Below are 23,277 nucleotides of genomic sequence, written 5' to 3' on the forward strand. Positions count from 1 at the left end.
GTATTCACTCCTCTACTCCCCTAAGCGTCATGAAGGAAGATTTGAAAAGGTCGAATTGAGCGGGTGGTTCAGGAATCTCTGCCTTTTCACAGAGGAAGATAAAAAAGCTTAGCATCTTCCTGAGGTGAACAGGTGAGACTTCCTCATCTAGGAATCCTTTGTTTAGGTAGGCACCACGCAGGGCTTGGAGTATTTCTTCTACGCTGTACAGATCAAGAGCCGGTACCTCAAGCATCGAAGCCAGCTCATCTACTACGTCTATCATGGGATCCTCACTCTCATAAATCCTTTCAAGAGATGACAAGAGCTCAGAATAGAAGCTCTCGGGATCCTCCCATTCCCGAGAATCATTGACTATCTTCATCGCCTCATTCTTCTCTTCCGGGGAGAGCGAATCGAACATCATCTTGAAGACGTCTCTGTTCTCGAAGATATATGTATACTTTCCCTTCGTCAAGCCAAAAGCAGCCAGGGTATCTAGATAGCCTGCTTCGATCTGAAGTATGGCTTTCTCGGAATCGAAATCCAGAGTACTGCCGTACATAACTCTCGGTCTTATATGGGTGAGCTTAGCCCCGGAAAGATACGCCTGGAACTTCCCAATTCTATCTCTAAGAGCAGTTCTACCGATATCGACTAGAATGATCTCTCTAAAACCTCTTTCCAAAGCCATCTCAACTGGCTGATTTGAGTAGATTCCTCCATCGACAAAGGCCTTTCCGTCGATGACTACCGTTCTGAATCCGGGGAAATTCGCGCTTGCCATCAAATAATCCACTAGAGATCCTTGAGGTATATCTTCAATGAAGAGCATTTCGGGTCTGACATCGGTCAGATCAAAAGTCACAAGTCCGAAGTCCATCGAGGAGTTTCTCACGGCTTCTTCGGATATCACAGAGCTGAGCAGCTCCTTGAGGGGCGTCACATCTATGCCTTCATTGATGACGTCTACAGCTCCCTGATAAAGCTCACCGAGACTCCAGTCAGAACCTCCTCCATATGCCTCGATCAACTTCCGCTGCGCTTCCGTTGGCTTCATCACGCTCTCTTCAGAAATGTTTCTCCAGACATCCAATGCTTTGTCGAAATCGCCTTGTGCAACTGCAGCGGCATTAAGAGAACCTACCGAAGTACCGTAGACTCCACCCAAATCGACTCCGAGATCTATCAAAGCCTTCCAGGCACCGATCTCATAGCCGCCCTTCGCTCCACCGCCTGAAAGAACCAGGGCAACACTTCCCGACAACATAATCAAAGGAGCCAAGATAAAAAGAGCAACCGCGAGACTTCTCAATTTTTACACCTCTCTTCGGCAGTTTATAGAGGGATAATAGCATTATCTCAAAGCAAAACGGAAGAGAAAATCTAAATCTGACCTTTTCATTCAAGAAAAGAGATGATTAAAGGGATCGAAATTAGGGAGAAAAGAGTTGAGGAAGCTATCAATCTTGAAGAAAGCTCGAAGTCCGAATCAAAAAGCCGAGCAAATATCGACGTATTAGCTGCAGCCGGCATTGCACTCATTATTATCAGCACTTTCTCAACCGTTTGCGGGAGCCTCAAGAAGGAAAGGAAAAGAAAGACTATCATCGGCGCAATGCAAAGTTTCAGAAGGCTGTAGATTATTATCGTTCGCCCTTTCAGTATCGTGGAAATCTTCGAACTTGCCAAAATAATTCCTGCAACGATCATGGCCAGGGGGATAGTGCTCTCCCCAAGAAGTGCAAGAGCTTCGTCAAGAAAGACCGGAAGTTTAAGAGGTGTGAAGAAGAGAACAAGGCCAATGAAGACCGAGATCATTCCGGGATTCAGAAAGGCTTTTTTCCCTGACAGTTCCGTCTTGCCCGTCATTATCCTTATCCCAACGGTCCAGGTTAATATGTTGAACCAGATATTAAACACTGCACTGTAAAAAACACCTTCCTTTCCGATCACCAACTCCACAACCGGGTAGCCCATATAGGCGACGTTTCCGAAGAGCACAGCATAACGAAATACACTTCTAACATCACCGGTAAGTCTGAGAACTCTGGAAGAAGCAATTCCCAGGATCCAGAGAAACAAATAGAGCACACCACCGGCCATTAACAATATTACGGAGTTCGAAAGCATTTCGTAAGAAAAGTCGAAATTCATAGACTCTACTATCAAAGCGGGTAGGGTTATGTACAGGACAAATCTTGAGATCCCCTTTGTGAATAGATCGTCGGCCAAATTACTTTTCTTCATTATGAATCCAGTTCCTATCAAGACAAAGAAAGTAAGAATTTTCGAGACGATTGCGCTCATCAAAAGGATTATAAACCAGCATAACAAAGGACAGAACAAAGAGAGGAGACTAGACGTACTTAAGGACCTTGAATGACCAATACTGAAGAACCAGGGCATTACATTAATGACTCAAAATTGTGATAAACTAATCTTGTTAAAGATTATACTTTCCTTTTTGATATCCGGGCCATCCGGCTTTTATATCGGTCAAACAAGATATGTTATTAAAGGATGCCTGTCGGGCAGCCTCAATTCCTTAATAAAAGGGGGTTTTTGAATGCGCAAAGCACTATTAGTTCTGCTGGTAGTTCTTGTAAGCGCGGCTTTCATGTTTGCCGCAGAATTTCACATCGGCGTTGTAACCGGAACGGTGTCACAGTCTGAAGATGATCTTCGAGGCGCCGAAGCGCTGATCAAGAAATACGGAGATGCTGCTTCCGGTGGGATGATCGTACATCTTACTTACCCTGATAACTTCATGTCTGAACAAGAGACAGTTATAGCACAGATAACTGGTCTCGCAGACGATCCTCTAATGAAGGCTATCATTGTCAACCAGGCAATTCCTGGAACAGTCGAGAGCTTCAGAAGAATCAGGGAAACAAGACCAGACATTCTTCTTCTTGCCGGTCTGCCTCACGAAGATCCTCCAATGCTAGCCGATGCAGCTGATCTTTCCGTCAACGCCGACTCACTGGCACGTGGCTACCTGATAATCTACACGGCCAAGCAGCTGGGCGCAGAGAAGTTCATGCATATCTCATTCCCAAGGCACATGTCTTACGAACTTCTTTCCAAGCGAAGAGACATTATGAGAGCTGCATGTGAAGAACTCGGCCTCGAGTTTATTGACATGGGTTCTCCTGACCCTGTCAGTGACGTTGGAATCGCAGGAGCACAACAGTTCATTCTTGAAAAAGTCCCCGCCTGGCTTGACGAGTATGGACCAAAGACCGCCTTCTTCTGTACAAACGATGCCCACACAGAACCTCTTCTCAAGAGAGTTGCCGAACTTGGCGGTTATTTCATCGAAGCCGATCTTCCTTCTCCTCTCATGGGCTATCCTGGCGCACTTGGTATCTCCTTCACTGAGGAAGAGACTGGCAACTGGCCGGCAATACTCGCAAAGGTAGAAGAAGCCGTTGTCGCGAAAGGTGCGGCAGGAAGAATGGGTACATGGGCTTACTCTCTTGGTTACACGACTACAGCAGCTCTTGCTGAACATGCCAAGAATGTCATTGAAGGCAAATGTGAGGTTGACGACTTCGATGCAGTTATGGCTGCATTTGCCGAATACACACCAGGCGCGGCTTGGAATGGAAGCTATTACGTCGATGCCAATGGAATCGAGCAAGAGAACTACCTCCTGATCTATCAGGATACCTACATATTTGGCAAAGGTTACATGGGAATCACGGAAGTAGAAGTTCCTGAGAAATATCTAAACTTCTAAGCTAATAGCGTCGAGAAGGGGGGTAAGCCCCCCTTTTCTTGATTCTTTCCAACGTTCGGTATTTGGGGTGAAGCCATGGATGAAAAGCAATACTTGCTGAAGATGGAAAACATCAGCAAAGAGTTCTTCGGTAATCAGGTTTTGAAAGATGTTACTCTTAGAATTGGAAAAGGCGAGATCGTTGGATTAGTTGGAGAAAACGGCGCCGGAAAGTCAACGCTCATGAACATTCTCTTCGGCCTGCCTGTGATTCATGAAACTGGTGGTTTTCAAGGAAGGATACTTCTAGATGGCGTCGAAGTCAATTTTGCCAGTCCCTTTGAAGCGATAGAAGCAGGGATTGGCATGGTTCATCAGGAGTTCATACTTATACCCGGCTTCACGGCAACGGAGAACATCCTTCTGAATAGAGAGTCGACCAACTACAATATTTTCGTAGAGGTCTTCGGCGAGAGACTACGTACCCTAAACAGAGAAGAAATGCACAAAAGGGCCGTTGCTGCAATAGAAAAGCTTGAGGTCCAGCTGGACCCTGATATGCTCGTTAGCGAAATGCCTGTCGGACACAGGCAGTTCACGGAGATCGCGAGAGAGATGGATAGAAAGTCCACGAAGCTCCTCGTTCTCGACGAACCGACGGCCGTCCTAACGGAATCGGAAGCGGAAACGATGCTGACAGCGGCAAGAAGACTTGCAAATAAGGGACTTTCTATAATCTTCATTAGTCACAGGTTGAGCGAAGTGTTGAAAATAGCAGATCGTCTAGTAGTACTGAGGGACGGTCAGGTTGTTCGAGAGCTGGAATCCTCAAAGACGACTCCAAGAGAGGTCGCATCTTTGATGGTAGGTAGAGAAATAAAGGACAGCTCCTCGGTTAGAGCAAATATAGGTGAAGAGCCTGAAATTGTTCTGGACATAAAGGATCTCTGGGTAGACATGCCCGGAGAACAGGTAAATGGAGTCAATCTCCAGGTTCACAAAGGAGAGATTCTCGGTATTGGAGGTCTTGCCGGCCAAGGAAAGCTTGGAATTGCCAACGGAGTAATGGGTCTCTTTCCCGCGGAAGGTGAGGTCTATTACAAAGGCGAAAGATTACCGCTAAACAATCCCGTCGGCGTCCTGAGTAGAGGCATCGCATTCGTTTCGGAAGACAGAAGGGGCGTTGGTCTCCTCCTCGATGAACCGATAGATTTGAATATTGTTTTCACCGCGATCCAGATTCAAGGAAGGTTCATCAAGAATCTTCTAGGTGGCTTGATCAAGTGGCGAGATGACAAAGAAATCTCAAGGGTAGCCAGAGAGTACGTTGAATCTCTCCAGATCAAATGCGTTAGCGAAAAACAGCAGGCGAAGGAGCTTTCAGGAGGAAATCAACAGAAGGTATGTCTTGCCAAGGCCTTCGTTCTCGAACCCGATCTCTTGTTTGTCTCTGAACCAACGAGGGGAATTGACGTAGGCGCGAAGAGCGTGGTTCTCGAAACCCTAAGAACACAAAATCGAGAACACGGCACAACAATCATTATGACCTCCTCCGAGCTAGAGGAGCTTCGCTCGATCTGCGACAGAATAGCAATAGTAAGTGAAGGAAGGATAATTGGAATTCTGCCGCCGACGGCCGATCCGGCTGACTTCGGTTTGCTTATGCTGGGCGAACAGGAAGAGGTGAAGGAAAGTGTTTGAAAGCATTGCAAACCTTATAGAGAAGGCCGGTTGGCCGAGAATCATAATTGCTCTCTTCCTTTTATCTCTTTTCGTAATAGCACCATTTGTTAACATAAGTATCGGGACGTCGATTAGCGACACATTAGTAAGGTTTGCCATGAACTCCGTCCTGGTTCTTTCGCTCGTACCGATGGTTCAATCCGGTTGTGGATTGAATTTCGGAATGCAGCTCGGTGTAATTGCAGGATTGATCGGTGCGGTTACAAGCATTGAACTCGGTGTAACGGGGCTTGCCGGTTTCTTGACAGCAATTGGCATTGCAATACCATTCGCAGCAATTCTAGGGTTCTTCTACGGCCTTTTGCTAAACAGAGTTAAGGGAGACGAGATGGTCGTAGCAACATACGTGGGTTTCTCTTCGGTGGCCTTCATGAGTATGATGTGGCTTCTCCTGCCATATAAGAGCCCGAACATGATATGGGGATATGGAGGCTCCGGTCTAAGGACAACCATAAGTGTCGAGGGATACTGGTTGGGTGTCCTGAACAATTTTCTCAGCATAAGAATCGGAAACTTCTTCTTTCCAACGGGAACGATCCTTTTCTTCGCCCTCATTGCCTTGCTGGTCTGGTCATTCTTCAAGACGAAGCTAGGAACTGCGATGACGGCGGCAGGATCAAATCCTGTATATGCAAAAGCAGCCGGAGTTAATGTAGACAGAATGAGAATTCTATCAGTCGTGATCTCTACGGTTATCGCGGCTGTGGGAATCATTGTCTATGAACAGAGTTTCGGATTCATTCAGTTATACATGGCCCCTCTATTGATGGCCTTTCCGGCCGTTGCTGCTTTACTGCTCGGGGGCGCATCTGTTTCGAAGGCGTCTATGGGAAACGTCATAATTGGAGCGTTCTTGTTCCAGGGAATTCTAACTATGACACCTTCCGTCATGAATAATCTTATTAAGAGCGACATGTCGGAGGTAATCAGGATAATCGTCTCTAACGGTATGATTGTTTATGCTTTGACGAGAAGAACGAAGGTGAGAAAATGAAGGATCAGAGCTTAACACGCGCAAAGAATCCATTGGTGAGATTCGTAATTTCCAATGCGGTTCCAATCTTGTTTGTTATTCTCCTTATTTTCGCCGTACCGTTGTCGGGATTCTCAACTGATTATCTTCTGAACGAAATCATCACGAGACTCGGGAGAAATTCCTTCCTTGTCATATCGCTGCTGATACCTGTTATGGCTGGCATGGGATTGAATTTCGGTATTGTGCTTGGAGCCATGGCAGGACAGATAGGCTTGATTTTCATGCTCGACTGGGGAGTAGTAGGTATTCCGGGAATTGTTCTTGCTATGCTTGTTGGAACACCAATCGCGATTCTTTTGGGCATGCTTGCGGGAATGATCCTCAATCGTGCCAAAGGCAGAGAGATGGTTACATCAATGATTTTGGGATTCTTCATAAACGGAATCTATCAGCTTACGATCCTCTACGGTATGGGAAGTTTAATACCGATTGCCAGTGACAAGTTGCTGCTTCCCAGAGGATACGGTGTCAGAAATGCAATCGATTTAATAAGCGTAAGAAAAGCTCTCGACAATATGTGGTCCATTGAAATAAGCGGGGTCTCTATTCCTCTCGGTGTCTTCGCAATAATAGCTGCACTCTGCATATTTGTTTTCTGGTTCACGAGAACAAAGCTTGGTCAAGACATGAGGGCTGTGGGCCAGGATATGCAGGTGGCGGCAACCGCCGGAATAAATGTGGATAGAACGAGAACGCTCTCGATAATTATCTCGACCGTTCTCGCCTGTTACGGTCAGATTATCTTCCTGCAGAATATCGGGACAATCAACACATATAATTCCCATGATCAGGTCGGAACGTTCGCCATTGCCGCGCTTCTTATTGGAGGCGCCTCAGTCGCAAAAGCAACCATTCCAAATGTCTTCATTGGAATCACTCTCTTCCATCTAACCTTCATAGTCGCTCCAAGAGCGGGAAAAGAACTCTTAGGCCAAGCACAGATCGGCGAGTTTTTCAGGGTCTTTGTATCTTATGGAATAATCGCCATCTCACTTGCTCTCTACGCCTGGAGAAGACAGGTTGAAAAGGAGACTGAAAGAAGACAGGCAAAGGCAGCAATCAAAGCAGCGGTTGAAGATGGGACAGGAGGCTGATCGCATGAGGAGGAACGTTATTAGAGTCGCCCTTGTTGTGGTCCTTGTTGCTCTTGGATTCGGTCTTTATGTCCTAGGAAAACAACATACCATTTTCGTAGAAAACAAAGACATCGTCGTAGACGGCATCGAATATAAATCGGCAAATACAATAAATGTAATTGTCGACGATGTCGATCTTGAGGATGTCAAAAAGGGAAAGAGAAAGGTTGCTTATTCAGCCGGTCCATGGCACAAAATAAAGGCAGTTGAAGTGCTTCCTGATGGGACTACAAGGGAAATTGAACGAAAGTTTACTTTGTCGCCAAACGATACTGCAGTAATAAATCTTGTCGCGCTTTTTGAAGTCGAAGAGGGATGGCTTACGATAGAGCAAGCCGAGCGATGAAATCTCGAAATGAATGGTTGAGCTAAGCGCAATTGATGATAAAGGGACTGAATGTTGTAAGCGTTCGGTCCCTTTTCTTTTTGGATCGAAAAATATTCGAATAAAGGGTCGTTCTTCTAGGACAAGCCTTTCACAAGTTGATAGGCGAATCATCGTCAATCGATTCTTGAAAGCTCCTCTGAAAACAATCGCAGTCTAGATCGTTGTTTGAGCGTAGCAAGGATTGTGATATACTAAATATAGCAGAGACAAACTATCGGATTTCATCCTCATCTAAGGAGGTTCACTATGAAGAGATTCGAAGGCAAGATAGTAATGATATCGGGAGGAAGCTCTGGGATCGGAGCCGAAACCGCCATCGCATTCGCAGAAGAGGGAGCAAAGGTAGTAATTACAGATGTCAATGAAGAAAAAGGAAGGAAGTTAGCCGAAGAGATAAACGAATCCGGCGGCACTGCAGTGTTCATGAAGCACAATGTCGCAGACGCCAAGCAGACAAAGGAAATAATCAACAAAATCGTAGAGAAGTTTGGAAAGCTTGATGTCGCATTCAATAACGCTGGGATTGCTGGCCCTTCTCTTCCGATATCTGAGTACCCTGAAGAGGACTGGGAACGAGTGATTTCGATCAATTTGCTGGGCGTCTATTATGGAATGAAATACCAGATTCAGCAGATGCTTAAGCAGGGCGGAGGAGCAATTGTAAACAACTCTTCTATACTTGGAAAAGTCGGTTTCAACAATGCCTCCGCTTATGTAGCCGCCAAACACGCTGTCGTTGGACTGACGAAAGCCGCAGCGCTGGAGTATGCAAGCAAAAACATCAGAATCAATGCCGTTAATCCTGCTTTCATAAAGACCCCGCTGATTGAGAATGCCGGAATGAAAGAGGGTACGGAGATGTACGACATGCTAGTTGGCTTGCATCCTATAGGCAGGCTCGGAAATCCCAGAGAAGTCGCTAATGCCGTCTTGTTTCTTTCCAGTGAGGACGCCTCTTTTGTTCATGGAGAGTCTTTGATGGTAGACGGTGGTTATACGGCGAAATAATTGTGATTGTTCCTACTGAGGGCGCCATTAGACGTCCTCTTCTTTTATAATGGAGTAGAGTATTCATTCAGAGGAGAACTTCATGGAAGAAGAAACTCTTGAATTCAAGGATCTTGACAATATGCTAGAACATATTAGAACGATTCTTACAGATGCGGGTTTGAACAATCTGAGAGTCAAGTTTCCTGCCGATGTTACCAATATAAATGTCAGAGGCAGCTATGTATATATCAATGTATCTCAGGATTACGTTGAGCGAGGTACGAAGCGGCGAATAGATCTGAGCATGATTTCAGGCACCTCTGCCTTTGCAAGGATGGGAAGACAGCTAGCTCTAAAGAGCTCGTCCGATTTGAAAGGTAAGAAGTGGCTCTTCGAAGGGACTCTCAGTTTCTACAAACCCCGTGCAAGCTTTTCTATCTGGATAGATACGATCGCCCCGATCGGTGAGTCGGATATTGCCGCACGAAGAAGGGAGATCTATCTCGCTCTTAAAGCTCGGAATGCATTGAGAACCGAGGAACACGATCTCGCCGAGCTGCCCCCGGTTAAAAGGATTGCCGTAATCTCGTCTTCAACTGCAGCGGGACTCGGGGACTTCTTCTCTAATCTCTCTCTTCAATATCCTTACAAACCCATTGTTCATCTTTTTGAATCATATATGCAGGGGAATCGAACCGTCCCCGGGATTCTTTCCGCTTTGAGGAAAATCGCCTCCTGTCCAGTTAAATACGACGTTGTGGTCCTGACCAGAGGTGGTGGCTCTGCGAGCGACTTGATGTACTTCGACAACCTGGATTTGGGAAGTGCAATTTCGGATTTCAACAAGACTTACTGCCCTGTGCTTAGCGCTATCGGCCATGAAAGAGACTTCACGATTCCGGACTTCGTCGCATGGAAGAGATTCGACACCCCGACGGCAGTAGCGAGAGGAATAACCGAACAGGTAAACGAGTATGTCGCCTCTCTTGAAGAATTCGCCAATCTCTTAGACGACGAAATGAACTGGCTATTCCAAAGAGCTTGGGATGAGACCGATCCTAAAAGACTTGGGATCATGTCGGACAGAATAGAGGACAATATGAATCGAACGGAGCATTTCTTTGAGGATGAGATAAGGGTTTTGTCGGGAACCATTCTTCACAGGATCGGCCAGGCTGTGAACGAACTTGGATCCTTCAACCCAACCAGGTATGTTCTCTCTATTGAGCGAACGATGAACGAAATTTTAGCAGTTACCGAGGGGCTGATAAACAGGGCGGAGACGACCATCCAAAGAAGTTTTCACTACAGTGAAAGTCAGCTAGATTATGCAGGATTGAGAAATCAGCTCGACAGACATTTGATGAACGCAAATGGACAGGTCGAGCTACTTGACAAAGGAATACTCAGACTGTTCGACGATAAAATCAACGAGGCAGGTAACGACCTCGATGACCTCTTCAACGACCTCACTTTGCATGGGGGATACGCAGCCTCGCTCCTTTTCGGTGGTGTGGTTCTGAAGAAAGCCGACAGAATTGTTAACAGTGTCAGAACTGTCTCTCCCGGAGATGAAGTTGACTGTATTTTCAAAGACGGCGAAGCAAAAGCTACAATTGATGAAGTGAAATCGGAGGTATGAAATGGATGAAAAGACTCTCGAATCAATTCTGAAACTGAAAGAAGATCAGATAAACGCTATGGACTTCAAGAAGCTTCTTGGCTACATAAGATCGATAGACGAGTATTTCCGTGGCAACTCTCAGATCGATGTCGAAATTGCACTCAAAGCTTACCAGAAGGCTATTCAGCTGCTTACAGCCGCCCGATTGCGTTTGATCACTCTCAAAAAGGAAAAAGAAGAACTTGATCAACAGTACTCTAGTTTTCTGAATTCAATTGAGGCGCAAGATGTTTCCGAGGAGCCTCCAGAGACATCTGCGGAAGGCGAAGATGGAAAACTACCATTCTGAGAGCCCTCTGCGCGAAATCACTCTCAGAAACGGTGACACTTGTCACTTTTACAGAGCGGACATTGGCGACTCAGAGAGAATAATCGAATACATCAATTCAGTAGCCGTCGAGTCCGACTATCTCAGCTTTGGAAGAGGCGAGTTCACCATGAGCAGTGAGGATGAAAGGCGTCTCATAAGTTCTTTCAAAGAGAGAAGCAACTGTCTCATGGCAGTAGCCAAATGTGATCAGAGCATAGTAGGTCTTATCACGATGCAAGGGGGCTCAAGAAAGCGAATATACCACTGGGCCGAGATAGCTCTTTCAGTGTCAATGAAGTACTGGGGAATGGGAATAGGAAGAGTCCTTATTGAACTCGCAGTTGAACATGCTGGCAGAAACGGGATTACAAGGATCGGTCTTAAAGTCCGTACCGATAACGATCGGGCGATAGCCCTCTACAGAAAGATGGGCTTCGAAATCGAAGGGAAACTGAAGAAATTCATGCGAGTCAACGATGATTACTTCGATTTCTATCAGATGGGACGAGACGTTTGACTATTTCCTTCTAAAAAGAACGAGCAAACCAGAGACAATGAGAATCACACCGACAACTATCATTGTCCATTGGGAAAGTGATGAAGGTATAAGAGCGATCACACCCACAGCAGTTAATATCGCAATCGGAACGAGTAAACCGAAATTCCTTCGTCCATCGGCAAGATAAAGCTGTAGCAGCCCAAAGGCAGGAGCAAGAACGAAGAGACCCCAACCTCCTTGAGAATAGAAACCGGGGAAGATGACTCCAAGAGTGAGCGCAAGCGCAACGACCAGAAGAATTCCGCCGGGAACAAGCAAACCGTTATTCCTGTTTCTAAAAGCATTGTATTCCATAATCACTCCTGGAAGCCAGATAAACAAGAGCCAGAAGTTCGACAATACGGCGGGCACAAAAATGATCACCAATCCAAGCGCAATAACAATCAGACCCAGAAAGATCTGAGACAGTCCGCTCCCCTTCTTTACAGTCTCTTTCTTCACATTCTCTTCTTCCATACAAAGACCTCCCTTACGAAATCCCCTCACGAATATAATACCTGATAATTCTGGATGTTACACTTCTGCAGCTCAAGAGTCACAGAAGAGTTAGATTCTTCCTCGAATTTACGCCTCGCAGCAGACAAAGAGCAAAGTGCAGTCCCGAAGGCGAACTACTAAGATACAAACTGGACTATGAGAGAAAAAGCTCCAACGGAATCCATCCAGTCATTCAGTCCAACAAATCAGATTCCAAACATCTCAGTGACAAATGACCGCAAAACCTGGATAATGGAAACGCGTACCTTGCAATTACATCTGTGACTCGATCCACTTCTAGCTTCAAGAGCGGGGCGATACTGCCGATCGCCCCGTGCAATGTTTAGCAAAGAGACACTATCAAATCTTGAATCTAGGTTTGAACTCCTCTTCAAAAGGCGCAAAGGCTTTCTTACTCTGAAGGTAACCCAGCACGATCTCTTTGAAGTTTGGAAATCTGCCTGCCTCTTCATCAGTTCGGACCAGGGTTTCCTCACCCGTAACACCTATAATCTCTCCTGAAGGTATAGTCTGCCCCTTCGGGATAATCCGGTGTGTCTCCTTGGCACCGTCTATTGTGTCTGAGTATAGCACCTTTCCCTCAAGGACTACGGCAAAGGAACCGGCAATCTCCTCCAGATCGTAGATCTCGTGAGAGGAGATAATCATTGTTTTGCCCTCCTGAAGAACATAATCTCTCAGTACACCCATCACTTCCTGTCTTATCACCGGATCGAGACTTTGAGTTGGTTCGTCGAGGATGAGAAGATCGGCTCCGCTAGCAACCGTAAGAGCTATATGGAATAAGGTTTTCATGCCCATTGAATATGTTTCAACTCTCTCGTTTAGATTGAACTTGTAATGCACGGCAAAACTGGTGAAAACCTTCTCTCGCCAGCCTGGATAAAGCATTCTCCACATCCTTAGGTAGTCCTCGCCGAGGAACCTCCTGAAGGTCAGCCGATCTTCCGTCATGACCGCTATCTTCTCCTTAATACGCGATGTAACCTTCTCTCCAAATACCGTTAGCTCTCCACCTTCCGGAGCGATTTCTCCGAATATACAGCGGAGCGTCGTGGTCTTTCCCGCGCCATTTGGCCCGACTATCGCAAAGATATCTCCCTGCTCTACATTGAAAGAAATATCGTTCAGAACGGGCTTCGACGAGAAGGACTTTCTTAGTTTGTCTACAGAGACTATCATTTCTGCACTCCTTTCTTGACGAATAGATAGTTTGCAACCAGCAACACAACTAGCGAAACGGCCCCACTGATCCAAACGTTACCTTGGTGGGCCGGGCTTGCATAGAAGTACGGATTGCTGAACCTGTTTCCGACACCTCCAGCTATCAAATCGGCAATCAGCACGAGGAATGGAATACCAAAGTTGTCTAGACCGGCCGTTACGCTTATCATTGAAACGGCATAATAGGCAGTAGAAAAACTTATGGAACCGATCACCATTGAAAGCCAGTAAACATTCATCGATGAGATTAGCTGAGCACCGAACAACGCCATTCCAATCACCTGTGTAACAACGCTCATCGCAATGAGAAAGAGATACGATATCCAGAACAACTCCTGGCGCGAGTACGGAAGCGCCAACAGCGACCCAAGCCTCTTATGCTGAATATCTGATGGGAGAAGACTCATTGCCAATAGAAAGAGGAATATCATTCTCACCTGATAGAAGGGGATCAGCAATCCAAGGGAAAAGACGGCTATCCTTCCTGCCTTTTCACTGAACTCTTTCATAAAATATGCTTCAATCTTTTCAGTCATTCTTCCATACCTCCTCAAGCAAAACCTTAGCCATCTGCAGATCTATACCGTTTTTCTTTAATTCCCCTACACTTTCAGATATCGTCTTCATTACTTCTCTGTTTATCGAATGTGCCGTCTTCACAAAATAGCCGACCCCATGTTCTGCCTCCACTAACCCTTCGAACTGCAGCCTTTCGAGTGATCTGATTACGGTGTTCATATTCACTCCGAACATCGCGGCCATCTCCCTCACCGGGGGCAACTGGTCTCCGTTTTCTAGACGTCCGAGCATAATCTCCCTCTTAACTATGTTCATAATCTGTATATAGGCTGGAACACCATCGTGTTTATCTATTTTTCCAAACATGACATCACTTCTTTCAATACTTCTCAGTAACGACGCTCACCCTACCAGAGGTAATTAGTTCAAAGCCACCACTCCCGGTGGGCATCAATAGATTGAGCGATCCGCCTATTCCTGACACGTTCACTTTTCTGCTCCCGGTCCACGAATCGCTGAATTTTATCCTCCCGTTTACCACGGTTCCATGAATCGAAAGATTCTCGATTTTCGACGCATCCATAGAAAAGGCCAGTGCTATCCCGTTCTGCACGGTAAACTTTTCTGCCTCTACACTTCCCATGAAGGACAGCGAAGGCACATTTGCAATAATTATTTCCGGAGCTTTTAGGGTTCCAGTTATTGAGAGAGATGCTCCCTCAATCGAAATCATCCTGCTCGCCATGATTTCTCCCCTGATCTCTCCTGAGATAGTCTGAATTTCCATCTTCGCAACATTCACGTTGTCGTTCAGCCTCAAGAAAGCCGTTCTAAACTCCAATCTCTCAAGTTCTAAAAGCGTTCCAATAGTTATTTGCGCAGTTGAGTTTTTCATATCCTTGGGCATCGAAATCTGCAAACTCTCTCCATATCTGTTAATTTCGAGCTCCGAAGGGATGTGGACCTTATCTGAGTTTTCATCGAAGCTAATCTCAAAACCAAGTCCCGAAACAACGATTTCCTTTGCTCCATCCACATACTGATCAGGCATATAAGTCTTATGATCTGAGCCTTTCCTGTTGTAGTCCCTTTCGTTGTTGCCATAGTATTCGTAATCATCGTTCTCGATCCAGTTGAACCACTGAAGAATCGAAGGATCGTCTATGAAACCGAGAGGCCAGTTGAGGAAATTCTGCCCGATTCCATTTATCGCGCCCAGGGCTACTATTGGAATAACAAGGAACAGAACACCGAGAGTTATGAGCAGCCATTTGAATTTCTTCAGGCTTAACGCAACTATAACGATTCCAGCAATAGCTAGGAGTATCTTGACCGCCGCGAATGGAATCAGCAAAGCCAACAGACCAAGTACTCCTGCTAATATCAGCTTAGTGATCGAAGGATACTTCTTGTTCACCTGCACACCTCCTTAATGATATAGTGTTCTACTCCATTAGAACACTAGTTCTTTACATTGTCAAGTACTGCTTTTGGAAATTTCCCTTCGACTTTTACTCTCAAACAGTAGCTTTGAAACAGTATGGAGTTATGTGAATTTGTTCAAGAAATCGTGGTTCGGGGTCGGAGGTTGGGGGTTCGAAAGAGCAAAGGAACTGGTTCTCCGTTGAAAGGTTCTCCGTCCGCCGAAGAATAATTAGGAGCTGGATGCTGAAACGGGTTCAGCATGACGAATTACCACGCTTTCACAATTAGCATATATTTCCGAACCCGTATTGCCTTCTTGCATGTCTCTCACTCAGTCATCCCGAACTTGTTTCGGGATCTCGGTTTTCGAATATAACGTGGTTGGGGATAGCAGGTAGGGGGTTGGAAAGAGCCAAGTGAAACCGGTTCGCCGCCGTTGAAAGGTCTCCGTTCTCCAACAAGAACCGCTTCCCGCTTGCAAGGAGACGCTTAACGCTGGAAATAGCAAGAGATCAGCTGAAAAAAGCGGAACTGAAGTCATAATGCAAGAACTGGATGCCAAAACAAATTCAGATAGAATGTTATGTTCTCTTGATCACCCAATATTGTCATCCCGGACTTGATCCTGGATCTGGTTTTGATCCTCTCAGCGGAGGACGGTGGACCGTTGACGGACAACGTTGTCTTCAGCAGCGTTCAGCGGGTTCTTGCACCTAAGCGCACAGCGTCTTTTAGACCGAGATTCTAACCAGGAGCATTGTCAGAATGACGACATGTGGTACGTTCTGAGCAATCCAGGATCCACTTGGCATTTTCATTCATTCTCTCCTACACTGAATCAATTCCTCTTGCTTCCTTTTCTTTTAACCTCCTGGTGCGGCAGCGAGCATCAATTCCCCGGATGTTCCTCCGCGCATCACTTCCTGAGAAGCAGCATCATTTTTGCCTTTCTCTGAAGAGTGCTGAGCGTTGACGGACAACGTTGTCTTCAGCAGTCCTCAGTGGAAACTAATTCTTTGCCCGACGTAATCGGAACTGGCCTGCGAAGCAGACTGGCTACGCAGATCTTCCCCGCGAAGCGGGCATTGCGACCTGGCAAAGCCAGCCTTGCGTCCCGCCGAGGCGGCATTGCGACCGCCGATGATTTTCGCTGCCTTGCGTCTTTCGACTAAAACATGCTCTTCTCGGAGGACGGTGAACCGTTGACGGTTGACCCGAGGCTCTTCTCGAAATGTTCTTGCCCAGCCTTGCGCCCACGATTTCTTATCAGAATCACCTTCTCGAAATTCCTCTAATTTCTTCTGAATCTGCTATTCTTTGTTATGCTAAACTTATTTATATAGCTGAGGAAGGGGAGGGTTGCATGATTGATAGAAAGGAAGGAAGAGCCTTCTTAGGCAATAAGATCTGGGAAGAAGTGGATAGACAGCTTAAGAAAACAGATCAAATGGAAGGGAAACCTCAGCCTCCACTGGAAAAAAGCTCGGAGGGATATGAACTAATCAAACTGCCCGACCCGAACGCTGTTAACCTCCATATGAAAGACTTGAGGGAAATCATCTTTTCCAGAGAAAGCAGGAGAATATTCTCAGATGATAAGATCTCTCTTGAGTCGCTTTCATTTCTTCTCTGGTCCACACAGGGAGTCAAGGGTGTTCTGAAAAACAACTATGCGACACTGAGGACGGTCCCCTCAGCAGGTGCTCGTCACCCCTTCGAAACATACCTTTTCGTCAGACTTGTGAAGGGTCTCAAGAAAGGTTTATATCGCTACGTTGCTCTGTCTCATTCGCTAATCTTCCTGAAAGAAGGAGATTTCGCCAAAGAAGTGGCAGAGGCCGCTCTCGGTCAGAAGTTTGTCGGCCAGTGTGCAGTCACCTTTGTTTGGTCCGTCCTTCCTTACAGAACAGAGTGGAGATACGACTTGACTTCATATAAGCCGATTCTCCTGGATGCAGGTCACGTCTGTCAGAACCTCTACCTGGCGTGCGAGGCACTCAATCTGGGGACATGTGCTATTGCCGCTTACGATCAGACAAAGACAGACGAGTTGATCGGTTTGGATGGTTATGACGAGTTCGCAATATACATGGCTCCAGTAGGAAAACCAAAGAGGTATTGATTATGAGTATCTCTCAACCAGATAAGCTTGTTCTAGAAAGTATATACAGAAAAGTGCTTGGAAGAGAGAAGAGGTATTTTTCAGTAGACGAAGTAGTTAGGGAATCAGACCGTTACCCAGATGAACTAAATGAGATCGTGCAAGTCCTCGGCGAGAAGAACTCTTTGAGATAAAGCCCTTCAAAATGCTTGGAATTACACACAAAGGTATTCTAGAAGTAGAAGAAGAAAACAAACCCGAAAAGGAAGGAATTAGGCGGGCAGTGTTGTCAAAGATAATGGAGTTGACTTCGGCAGATCATTCTATTTTCATCAACATTGATGCTCTGGCAGGAAAGATGAACATGATGAGATATGAAACGTTCGATGCTCTGAATTTCCTTCACGGGCGAGGGTCTAGTGAAGATTCGCTCTAGAATCTCCGTGTCATTACCAGCAGAATAGAGAAAGAAGCCAGTCTCCTGGCTTCCATTTGGGGATGATGAAAAGGGCATTTTTCACTTTCTCAGAAGCGGAGCCTGATTTACTATCGCTTTACCGGAGTAGCTTAATCATCCTCAGGCTCCCTCTTCGTAATTTGCATTACCTACTCTGCGTACAGGGATGGAATCTATGTGAATCTTCTATCGCTGCATCAACTTAACTATAAGGCTCTTACATTAGAGAACAATTAAACTATCATTAGAGTTTTCTAATCTTCGAAGGTAGGCTTACTTTGAAGGTAGATCCTTTTCCTGGAGAGCTTTTTACCGAGATAACGCCACCATGCGCTTTTACAATTTCCTTAGCAATCGAGAGGCCGAGACCTGTGCCTCTCGTTTGCGATCTTGCTCTGTCCACTCTGTAGAACCTATCGAAAATCCTCTCCATATCTTCTAACTGTATGCCAATGCCGTTATCTTCAACGATTATCTCGATCCTCTCATTCGATTCACTAAGTCTTGCCACAATCCTTATCTTGCCGTTTTCAGGCGTGTACTTTATTGCGTTGTCCACAAGATTGAACACAGCTCTCGACAGATGCTTTCGATCACCTGCTATCTCTACGTTCTCCTGTAGATCGGTTTCGATCTCGATATTCTTTTCCTTCGCGAGAACCATCATCGTTTCCAGAACTTCCCAGATTAGAGCGCTCACAGAAAAGACCGCAAATTCCCTTTTCGGAAGAGTATTCTCCAGCCTTGTAATAATTAGCAGATCGTCTATCAGGCCGCTCAATCTCTCTATTTCTCTCTGAATACGCGAAAGAGCACTTACATATTCCTCGGAACTACGATCTCTGTGAAGCGTAACATCCACTATGCTTCTGATTGCCGCTAGCGGTGTCCTCAGCTCGTGAGCGGCGTCAGATGTAAACTGTCTCTGTTTCTTCACAGATTCCTCGAGCCTTTCGAGCATTCCGTCGAATGTACTGGCTAGGTGACCAAGTTCATCATCCGGAAGGGCGAGATTCAATCTCTTATTGAGCTTTTCAACACTGATTTCCTCCGCAAGAAGAGTTATTCTTTCAACTGGTTCCAGTGATTTCTTCGCCAAGTAGAAGCCCCCAACTACTGCAAGGATAATTATTGTGGGGCCAATCAACATCATGAGCCTTGACAAACGAAACAATGCGACCCTAACGCTTGAAAGAGACTTACCTACCTGTATCCATCCCCACTGCCCAATCTGCAATGTGAAGATTCTCCAAACTCCAACAGAGGTCGAAACGCTTGAAAACTCTCTGTCGGCCAAATCTATCGAGGCTTTCAATATTCCAAACGGTCCGAAACCCTCTACAATACTTCCGGAATTATTTATAAGTCTCACGGCAAAGCCCTCTGCCAGAAGCCTGTTGGTTAGCGAATCCATTTCGACCGACTTTTTGAATACCGGATAGTTCTGAACAATCTCGATATTCGCGAGCAGCTGTGAAGAGACAATTCTCAGCGAAGAATCTGTTTCGCTGTGCAGTTGAGCGCTCAAAATCATATAGATGAGAATGCTGAAAGCAAATAAAATCACACCGAGAAAGAGAACATACCAGAGGGTTAACTTTATCCGTATCGGAAGTAGTTTCTTCATTCTATCAACCTAGCCGGTAACCGAATCCTCTCACAGTATTGATGAGTTTCGTAGGAAACGGGTCGTCTATCTTCTTTCTCAAATACCTGATGTAGACATCTACCACATTAGAATCACTGAAGAAGTCCTGATCCCAGACGCTTTCGGCAATCTGCGTTCTGCTCAACACCTGATGAGCATTCCTCGCCAGATGCTCCAAAAGGCGATACTCTTTTGGCGAAAGCTCTATCTCTTTGTCGCCACGCTTGACGGTATGAGAAACGGTATCTATAGTCAGATCGCTAACTCTCAGGACCCTATCGAAACTTTCTCGGGGTCTCCTGAGCAACGCGTTCACTCTTGCAAGAAGCTCCTTGAAGGCAAAGGGTTTCACAAGATAGTCGTCCGCCCCAGTGTTTAGTCCCTTTACTCTTTCATCTACGGAGTCAAGAGCCGTGAGCATAAGGACCGGTGTGTGGTTGCCGCTGGCTCTAAGTTCACTGCAAACTTCAAACCCGTTTCTAATAGGCAAGAGAACATCCAGTATAATTACGTCATACGGATTGGATGATGATAGTCGTATCGCTTCATTTCCATCCTTTGCGGAATCAACTACGAATCCCTCTTCTCTCAAACCCTTTTGGAGAAAAGCAGATATCGTCTCTTCATCTTCGACAATCAAGATTCTCAGAACTACACCTCCAGAAATCAAAAAACCGGAGGGGAGACCCTCCGGTCAATTCTAGCATCCCAAATCGGTATCATGGATCTACGTCAATAAATCCAGTCAATCGCCGCTCCTTCAGGGACGTGTCCCTTCATGTAATCTGAAAGCTGTAATAGCCACTCCTGAAGAGCAAGGGCTTTATTAGGATCGGTCGGGCTCCAACCCTTCCAACCATGACCCTGGTTTGGACCGAAATCGAAGGTCATGTCGGAGACTGGATTTTCCATCTTCTCCATAGCTGCCTTCAAAAGATAGACGGCCTCATTGAGATAATAGTTGTCCATATCGCCCACTGCAACGTGAACGTCTCCAGCAATTTTCGGACCAATTTCTTCCCAGTTTTCCTGAAGAATATAGTTAAGATCAAAGTTCTCTTTCCAGTATTCAGCAACATCCTTGTTTATTTCACCGGTAATTTGGTCCCAAATCGGTTGAGGGAATCCATCTACTCCCACCGGGCTGTATGTTGATTCCCATACCGACCACTGTCCACCGGATCTGTTGCTCGGTCCTGCAGCCATTTCAAAGTAGTTCTCCTGCTTAACGGTGAATCTGATATTTCCGTGATTGTCTCTTGCACTTGGCCTTTCCGTCTTTACCCAGCCGAAGTCAGAGTAATAAGCATTGTCGTCATTGTAGATATTGATTAGCTGGTAGTAATTGAAGTCAACACCGTCCGGATACCAAACATATGTTCTTCCGAAGAAATCTGGATAGAAGACCTTCATTGCAAGAGCTTCCCATCCACCGGTAGAACCGCCAGCAAGAACTCTTGCCCACTTCTCGGGAATCATTCTGAACTGGCTTTCTAGGTAAGGAATGAGTTCCTCTATGATTGCTGTTCCGTAAGGCCCGGAGTTTTCCGAATCGACTGAGTAAGAGGTGTCGAAATAAGGTGTCGCATCTCTGAAAGAAACAGCGATGAATCTCGCATTGCCGTCCTCTGTCCAGAACTTGTAGACATCGTTGTCTACTCTGAAACCTACCGGTGCGCTTCCGCCCGGGAAGTGGCCCTGATAGTAAATGACAGGGTAATATACATCTGGGTTATCGTAATAGCCTTCAGGAAGAAGAACATTGGCGCCGATATACATGTCTTTCCCCCAGAATTCCGACACCACGTCACTCTTGATCTTTACGTACTTCACCCATTCTGTGTCTGTGTAATTTCCCTGCTGAAGTACCATTCCTGGCTCCAGATCGTAATCAGGCATTATTACTTCAGTGATAGCAAGTTCTACTGACCCTGGGTTTGCAGGATCAAGATAGACTTTCTTTGTCTTGCTCGTAGCATTACCAACGGATTCCCAGAACCATTGACCGTCGCCGGTATCGTCATGCATAAGAATTGTGTGACCGTCTGCCCTGTTAAATGTCGTGTAGACATTAATCAGTGCCTGAACGAAATATTCTCCAGCAGGCAAGTCAGATAGATCGATGGGATAGCCGGCTACTGCCATATCTCCATCGGAGATCTTCACAACCGATTCAGAGGTCATTTTGAATACATCTTTCCCCCAGAAGGGAACTCCTCTAACATCTGTCTGCATACTTGGCTCACTGGATGAGTCTTTGCTGACAATAACGAAGACCCTTCCATTTATCGGTGTCTCAAGGCCGAGAGAAGCCACTGTATCAATGGCTTCCTGGCTCATTGACACTTCGAAAGTCAGTGAAAACGCCGTGAATCCAGCAAAAAGAATAACAATTAGGGCAACAATACCCTTTCTAAACATATTTCCCACCTCCATAAAATCGTGGTATTTGTGGAATTATTGTCAAAAATCGCAGGTCAACAAAGGTCGTACTTAAATGATTGCCAAAACTGGGATTGAGGGATGCTAGCTTTGAAAGACTTTCTTTAGAAGCAACGACGACGAGCGCGGAGAGAGCGAAGTGAGTCTTCACACGAATGAAGTTTCACACTGTGAGGTTGGTTAAGTTTCATAAATTCGCATTCAACAACAGAAAGAAAGTTGAACTCCATTGTTTACCTCCTCCTCCGAACCCTATTAGGTCGGTCTTTGATATTATACACTCCTGAAGGCTATGAAAGTACACTATGCGAATTTATTTACATCATCTTATGTTTTCCGTTGCTTTGCTCGTCCTTTATTCAAACCTCGCTATCTTCTACCGTGACAGAAACTGTCGAAATCCTTGAAGTCGATATAATCTCGAACTCTTTGCAGAGAAGCCCATATGAACTCCTCAAAGAGTTTTGCATCATCTTCGCTGTTTAGTTCTTCAACAACATCTTCTTGCTCCGTTGGACGTGTAGCGATGTACCGACTCCCTACTGCCTTGTAATTTGAATAGAGGTTGAAATTGAAAATCCCATTTTCCTTTGATCTGTAATACACAGCTTACACCTCCTGCATTTCATAACAATTATATCATCCTGTGTAACAAGCGTAATTGGGGGCTTCAGGTAGGGGGTTGGAAAGAGCCAAGTGAAACCGGTTCGCCGTAGAACGGTTCTCCGTTTCCCGAAGAATAACTAGGAGCTGGATGCTGAAACGAGTTCAGATTTAGACGTTTTCGGAATTAGCAAATACTGTCGTATCATGCTCTCCTTCTCAACCGTCTTTCACTTAGTCATCCCGAATTTAGTTCGGGATCCGGGCTTAGAAATACTATGCTTATGGATTGCAGGTAGCGGGTTCGATAAAACTTTGGGAGAAGGATTCTGAATCAAGTTCAGATGACGGAATGAAGAGCAGGGTATCGAGCGTAGGGTCTCGGGTGCCGAGAAGAAAAGCATGCCACAGTCCAGGCTGTCTTCACGAAATAATGCTGAGACAGTCATCCAGGTAGCGCCTTCACGAGGTCCCTTACATTGTCATCCCGAACTTGTTTCGGGATCTCGGTTTGATCTTTCAGCGCATAGCGGTACTTAGATCATCGAGTAGGAGAGGGGCGGAGCCCCTCGTCCTCTCACAGAACCGTGCGTACGGGTCGCGTACACGGCTCATGGATCAAGTATCGGAAATTTCGACAGGGGATGATGGTATTTTGTCATATCGACGAGGTTCATCTCTTCAAAGAACCTGTTGGGGATGGCGTAATTGGCTGCTTTTGAGTGAGAAGATCGCCATTTGTTCATTCTCATATTGACTTTTTCTTTCCATCCGGTCCTTCTGAGAACTCTGTTCAGTTTCTTAGTTGTCT

General features: G+C 45.8%; 23 protein-coding genes and 1 pseudogene. 12 read left to right on the plus strand and 12 right to left on the minus strand.

Annotated features, from left to right (window positions below):
• Positions 1 to 4: 4 nt before the first annotated feature.
• Both V513_RS11075 and V513_RS11080 read right to left on the minus strand, forming a co-directional pair.
• Positions 5 to 1,294, minus strand: coding sequence for a patatin-like phospholipase family protein (locus V513_RS11075; protein ID WP_099772797.1), 1,290 nt, complete (start codon positions 1,292 to 1,294; stop codon positions 5 to 7).
• An 86-nt stretch (positions 1,295 to 1,380) separates the two neighbouring features.
• Positions 1,381 to 2,289: an AEC family transporter gene (locus V513_RS11080; RefSeq protein WP_236609224.1), complete on the minus strand. Its 909-nt coding sequence runs from the start codon at positions 2,287 to 2,289 to the stop codon at positions 1,381 to 1,383.
• A 259-nt stretch (positions 2,290 to 2,548) separates the two neighbouring features.
• Between V513_RS11080 and V513_RS11085 the strand changes: the two genes are divergently transcribed.
• The 9 genes from V513_RS11085 to V513_RS11125 all read left to right on the plus strand — a co-directional run bounded on the left by V513_RS11085 (position 2,549) and on the right by V513_RS11125 (position 11,507).
• On the plus strand, positions 2,549 to 3,724 hold the full coding sequence (locus V513_RS11085; protein ID WP_014730949.1) for a DUF3798 domain-containing protein: 1,176 nt from the start codon (positions 2,549 to 2,551) through the stop codon (positions 3,722 to 3,724).
• 75 nt (positions 3,725 to 3,799) lie between these two features.
• Entirely contained in the window at positions 3,800 to 5,404 is a 1,605-nt protein-coding gene (locus tag V513_RS11090; RefSeq protein WP_014730950.1) for a sugar ABC transporter ATP-binding protein, read from the plus strand.
• On the plus strand, positions 5,397 to 6,440 hold the full coding sequence (locus tag V513_RS11095; RefSeq protein WP_014730951.1) for an ABC transporter permease subunit: 1,044 nt from the start codon (positions 5,397 to 5,399) through the stop codon (positions 6,438 to 6,440). Before V513_RS11090 ends, V513_RS11095 begins: the two co-directional genes overlap by 8 nt.
• Positions 6,437 to 7,576 (plus strand): ABC transporter permease, encoded by a 1,140-nt coding sequence (locus tag V513_RS11100; RefSeq protein WP_014730952.1) that lies wholly within the window; start codon positions 6,437 to 6,439, stop codon positions 7,574 to 7,576. The genes V513_RS11095 and V513_RS11100 overlap by 4 nt, the downstream gene beginning before the upstream one ends.
• A gap of 4 nt (positions 7,577 to 7,580) precedes the next feature.
• Positions 7,581 to 7,964: a DUF6672 family protein gene (locus tag V513_RS11105; RefSeq protein WP_257212087.1), complete on the plus strand. Its 384-nt coding sequence runs from the start codon at positions 7,581 to 7,583 to the stop codon at positions 7,962 to 7,964.
• A gap of 288 nt (positions 7,965 to 8,252) precedes the next feature.
• Positions 8,253 to 9,014 carry an SDR family NAD(P)-dependent oxidoreductase gene (locus tag V513_RS11110; RefSeq protein WP_099772799.1) on the plus strand — a complete coding sequence of 254 codons (762 nt, stop codon included), beginning with the start codon at positions 8,253 to 8,255 and terminating at the stop codon, positions 9,012 to 9,014.
• A gap of 82 nt (positions 9,015 to 9,096) precedes the next feature.
• On the plus strand, positions 9,097 to 10,638 hold the full coding sequence (locus V513_RS11115) for an exodeoxyribonuclease VII large subunit (RefSeq protein WP_099772800.1): 1,542 nt from the start codon (positions 9,097 to 9,099) through the stop codon (positions 10,636 to 10,638).
• A 1-nt stretch (position 10,639) separates the two neighbouring features.
• Entirely contained in the window at positions 10,640 to 10,969 is a 330-nt protein-coding gene (locus V513_RS11120) for a hypothetical protein (RefSeq protein ID WP_014730956.1), read from the plus strand.
• Positions 10,950 to 11,507, plus strand: a complete 558-nt coding sequence (locus V513_RS11125) for a GNAT family N-acetyltransferase (RefSeq protein ID WP_099772801.1) — start codon at positions 10,950 to 10,952, stop codon at positions 11,505 to 11,507. The genes V513_RS11120 and V513_RS11125 overlap by 20 nt, the downstream gene beginning before the upstream one ends.
• On the opposite strand, the gene V513_RS11130 is transcribed toward V513_RS11125, so the two are convergent.
• The 5 genes from V513_RS11130 to V513_RS11150 form a co-directional block, all read right to left on the minus strand.
• Positions 11,508 to 12,005 carry a hypothetical protein gene (locus tag V513_RS11130; protein ID WP_099772802.1) on the minus strand — a complete coding sequence of 166 codons (498 nt, stop codon included), beginning with the start codon at positions 12,003 to 12,005 and terminating at the stop codon, positions 11,508 to 11,510. It lies immediately after the preceding gene.
• Between the two features lie 381 nt (positions 12,006 to 12,386).
• Entirely contained in the window at positions 12,387 to 13,229 is an 843-nt protein-coding gene (locus V513_RS11135) for an ABC transporter ATP-binding protein (RefSeq protein WP_099772803.1), read from the minus strand.
• Positions 13,226 to 13,807 (minus strand): hypothetical protein, encoded by a 582-nt coding sequence (locus tag V513_RS11140; RefSeq protein ID WP_099772804.1) that lies wholly within the window; start codon positions 13,805 to 13,807, stop codon positions 13,226 to 13,228. Before V513_RS11140 ends, V513_RS11135 begins: the two co-directional genes overlap by 4 nt.
• Positions 13,800 to 14,156: a GntR family transcriptional regulator gene (locus tag V513_RS11145; RefSeq protein ID WP_099772805.1), complete on the minus strand. Its 357-nt coding sequence runs from the start codon at positions 14,154 to 14,156 to the stop codon at positions 13,800 to 13,802. The genes V513_RS11140 and V513_RS11145 overlap by 8 nt, the downstream gene beginning before the upstream one ends.
• Positions 14,157 to 14,169: 13 nt before the next feature.
• Positions 14,170 to 15,207 carry a hypothetical protein gene (locus V513_RS11150; protein ID WP_099772806.1) on the minus strand — a complete coding sequence of 346 codons (1,038 nt, stop codon included), beginning with the start codon at positions 15,205 to 15,207 and terminating at the stop codon, positions 14,170 to 14,172.
• A 1,371-nt stretch (positions 15,208 to 16,578) separates the two neighbouring features.
• On the opposite strand from V513_RS11150, the gene V513_RS11155 reads away from it, so the two are divergent.
• Genes V513_RS11155 through V513_RS11160 form a run of 3 tightly spaced genes read left to right on the plus strand, consistent with a single transcriptional unit; the run spans position 16,579 to position 17,752 of the window.
• Positions 16,579 to 17,337 carry a SagB/ThcOx family dehydrogenase gene (locus tag V513_RS11155; RefSeq protein ID WP_099772807.1) on the plus strand — a complete coding sequence of 253 codons (759 nt, stop codon included), beginning with the start codon at positions 16,579 to 16,581 and terminating at the stop codon, positions 17,335 to 17,337.
• Between the two features lie 2 nt (positions 17,338 to 17,339).
• Positions 17,340 to 17,510: a hypothetical protein gene (locus V513_RS13900; protein ID WP_180274886.1), complete on the plus strand. Its 171-nt coding sequence runs from the start codon at positions 17,340 to 17,342 to the stop codon at positions 17,508 to 17,510.
• An 11-nt stretch (positions 17,511 to 17,521) separates the two neighbouring features.
• Entirely contained in the window at positions 17,522 to 17,752 is a 231-nt protein-coding gene (locus V513_RS11160; RefSeq protein ID WP_099772808.1) for a methyltransferase, read from the plus strand.
• A 265-nt stretch (positions 17,753 to 18,017) separates the two neighbouring features.
• On the opposite strand, the gene V513_RS11165 is transcribed toward V513_RS11160, so the two are convergent.
• From V513_RS11165 to V513_RS14015, 5 genes and pseudogenes are all read right to left on the minus strand, one after another.
• The gene (locus tag V513_RS11165; protein WP_099772809.1) at positions 18,018 to 19,400 is read right to left on the minus strand and encodes a sensor histidine kinase; all 1,383 of its coding nucleotides are present in this window, start codon (positions 19,398 to 19,400) and stop codon (positions 18,018 to 18,020) included.
• Positions 19,401 to 19,404: 4 nt separating this feature from the next.
• Positions 19,405 to 20,070 (minus strand): response regulator, encoded by a 666-nt coding sequence (locus V513_RS11170; protein WP_180274889.1) that lies wholly within the window; start codon positions 20,068 to 20,070, stop codon positions 19,405 to 19,407.
• 83 nt (positions 20,071 to 20,153) lie between these two features.
• On the minus strand, positions 20,154 to 21,842 hold the full coding sequence (locus tag V513_RS11175; RefSeq protein ID WP_099772811.1) for an alpha/beta hydrolase-fold protein: 1,689 nt from the start codon (positions 21,840 to 21,842) through the stop codon (positions 20,154 to 20,156).
• Between the two features lie 390 nt (positions 21,843 to 22,232).
• Positions 22,233 to 22,469, minus strand: coding sequence for a hypothetical protein (locus V513_RS11180; protein WP_006486683.1), 237 nt, complete (start codon positions 22,467 to 22,469; stop codon positions 22,233 to 22,235).
• 608 nt (positions 22,470 to 23,077) lie between these two features.
• Positions 23,078 to 23,277 (minus strand): annotated as a pseudogene (locus V513_RS14015) (group II intron reverse transcriptase/maturase); the annotation flags it as partial.

This window comes from Mesotoga sp. H07.pep.5.3, from assembly GCF_002752615.1.
Lineage (GTDB): Bacteria > Thermotogota > Thermotogae > Petrotogales > Kosmotogaceae > Mesotoga > Mesotoga prima.

Excerpts from the sequence above, each read along its gene's own strand:
- V513_RS11145 (WP_099772805.1), bottom strand. The coding sequence starts at position 14,156 with ATGTTTGGAAAAATAGATAAACACGATGGTGTTCCAGCCTATATACAG.
- V513_RS11115 (WP_099772800.1), top strand. The coding sequence starts at position 9,097 with ATGGAAGAAGAAACTCTTGAATTCAAGGATCTTGACAATATGCTAGAA.
- V513_RS11165 (WP_099772809.1), bottom strand. The coding sequence starts at position 19,400 with ATGAAGAAACTACTTCCGATACGGATAAAGTTAACCCTCTGGTATGTT.
- V513_RS11085 (WP_014730949.1), top strand. The coding sequence starts at position 2,549 with ATGCGCAAAGCACTATTAGTTCTGCTGGTAGTTCTTGTAAGCGCGGCT.
- V513_RS11100 (WP_014730952.1), top strand. The coding sequence starts at position 6,437 with ATGAAGGATCAGAGCTTAACACGCGCAAAGAATCCATTGGTGAGATTC.
- V513_RS13900 (WP_180274886.1), top strand. The coding sequence starts at position 17,340 with ATGAGTATCTCTCAACCAGATAAGCTTGTTCTAGAAAGTATATACAGA.
- V513_RS11110 (WP_099772799.1), top strand. The coding sequence starts at position 8,253 with ATGAAGAGATTCGAAGGCAAGATAGTAATGATATCGGGAGGAAGCTCT.
- V513_RS11130 (WP_099772802.1), bottom strand. The coding sequence starts at position 12,005 with ATGGAAGAAGAGAATGTGAAGAAAGAGACTGTAAAGAAGGGGAGCGGA.
- V513_RS11160 (WP_099772808.1), top strand. The coding sequence starts at position 17,522 with ATGCTTGGAATTACACACAAAGGTATTCTAGAAGTAGAAGAAGAAAAC.
- V513_RS11080 (WP_236609224.1), bottom strand. The coding sequence starts at position 2,289 with ATGAGCGCAATCGTCTCGAAAATTCTTACTTTCTTTGTCTTGATAGGA.
- V513_RS11135 (WP_099772803.1), bottom strand. The coding sequence starts at position 13,229 with ATGATAGTCTCTGTAGACAAACTAAGAAAGTCCTTCTCGTCGAAGCCC.
- V513_RS11175 (WP_099772811.1), bottom strand. The coding sequence starts at position 21,842 with ATGTTTAGAAAGGGTATTGTTGCCCTAATTGTTATTCTTTTTGCTGGA.
- V513_RS11125 (WP_099772801.1), top strand. The coding sequence starts at position 10,950 with ATGGAAAACTACCATTCTGAGAGCCCTCTGCGCGAAATCACTCTCAGA.
- V513_RS11140 (WP_099772804.1), bottom strand. The coding sequence starts at position 13,807 with ATGACTGAAAAGATTGAAGCATATTTTATGAAAGAGTTCAGTGAAAAG.
- V513_RS11090 (WP_014730950.1), top strand. The coding sequence starts at position 3,800 with ATGGATGAAAAGCAATACTTGCTGAAGATGGAAAACATCAGCAAAGAG.
- V513_RS11105 (WP_257212087.1), top strand. The coding sequence starts at position 7,581 with ATGAGGAGGAACGTTATTAGAGTCGCCCTTGTTGTGGTCCTTGTTGCT.
- V513_RS11120 (WP_014730956.1), top strand. The coding sequence starts at position 10,640 with ATGGATGAAAAGACTCTCGAATCAATTCTGAAACTGAAAGAAGATCAG.
- V513_RS11155 (WP_099772807.1), top strand. The coding sequence starts at position 16,579 with ATGATTGATAGAAAGGAAGGAAGAGCCTTCTTAGGCAATAAGATCTGG.